A 1,467-nucleotide genomic window follows, 5' to 3' on the forward strand; every position below is an offset into this window, starting at 1 on the left:
CTATACGGGAGAGGGACCACTCCCCAGGCTTTCTTCAAAAGTTTTATGTGTGGATTGGAAGTGGTAAAGTAACCTCCTGGTATGTGTTCATATACCAATACCTCAACATATTCTAATCACCTTTTATTCACGAAACTCATTGATAATAGCGAGAATGAAGCCCAATTGCAGCATTTGCGCATAATAATGTGTTGAAGTGGTTCTTTATAAAGATGGGCTCGTTTGAAATTATTGATGATGGCCGCAGCATACTGATTGATATTAAGCCTGAATATAAAGTTTTCAGGGTGAAATTAATTCTTACCCATATTCATGGGGGTGCTAAATTTTCTAATAAAACTTATTAAATATTTCTGTGGATTGTATGGTATTGGTATTTCGATTGTAAATGCACTATCAAAAATTAATTGTTCAAGTGAACAAGGAAGGAACCTTCAATTGAAAAAGGAAAGAAAGATTTATTAAATGAATTGTGTGAATAGCTAAACAATATTAAAATTATATACCGTCGATTTATGTAGTAAACAAGAAACAGGAATTAATATTTTATTTTGGCTTGATATTCAGTATTTTAATCGTCCTAACTTTAGCATATCCGCTTTAAAGCATACTCTAAACGCGAAGACAGTTTTGTGTCCTGGATTATGTGGTTCGATTTACTGTGTGACGAATACACTGAAAAATATCTTGAATGTTTAATGGTATTACACAGACGGGGGCATTAAGAAGCTACTTATTGTTAAATATTGTCTGTAACTCTAAACGTCTATCAGAGAGGATCTTTGGGTAAGTAAGAAATTTTGTAGGAGTTCAAGAAAATGTGGATGGAGTAGTATTTAGTTTCCTACAAGGAAATAAGGTATTAGGGAAAGTTATGTAAATTTAATTTTTACCTTTATGAAAGGGTGGGACGCATGTTAATAAATTACGTGCTGGAATATCGGAAATAGTGCGTAAATCTACAGAAATTCATAAGTTTTTACTTTGTCATTTAAAATAATCATATAAGATGATTTAGGATCAGTGTCGCTAGGTATCTTTAAAAATAAAAGAACATTAAGACTATAGCTAGACTAAAGAACTATTAATATTCCCCCTTAATAATATAAGGGGTTTGTGATTTAAGTTTCTAAAAAATGTTTTTAGTTTATGGTTTTAATCATAAGATGGAAATAGGAAAAGCATTGGCCGACCTGACTATTATTGCTAATGTCCAAAAGCGATTTTGTATTATTAAAAAAGTAGAATGTAAAAAATAATCATTACTCCACTTTTGACTCCACTTTTGCTTGAAAAATTCAAATTGTATTGTATCGGATACTATACAATAGGAATTGTTTTTAGTATCGGAAGATCTTGCTCTGGTGGCTTTCGGAACAATAAGACCATACATAATATAAATAAAACTTTAAAGCCGTTATGCCATTCTCTGGAAACCTATTAAATACTTTAGAAAAAAGTCAATGC

General features: G+C 31.4%; 1 protein-coding gene. It reads left to right on the forward strand.

All coding sequences use genetic code 11. From position 1 onward, the window contains the following. Nucleotides 1-212: 212 nt before the first annotated feature. On the forward strand, nucleotides 213-347 hold the full coding sequence (locus CLERM_RS04090) for a hypothetical protein (RefSeq protein ID WP_275094194.1): 135 nt from the start codon (nucleotides 213-215) through the stop codon (nucleotides 345-347). The last annotated feature ends 1,120 nt before the right edge of the window (nucleotides 348-1,467 follow it).

The organism is Coxiella-like endosymbiont, assembly GCF_002871095.1.
GTDB lineage: Bacteria > Pseudomonadota > Gammaproteobacteria > Coxiellales > Coxiellaceae > Coxiella.

What these genes read in the sequence shown, in the direction of transcription:
- CLERM_RS04090 (WP_275094194.1), top strand. Translation starts at nt 213, where the DNA reads ATGGGCTCGTTTGAAATTATTGATGATGGCCGCAGCATACTGATTGAT.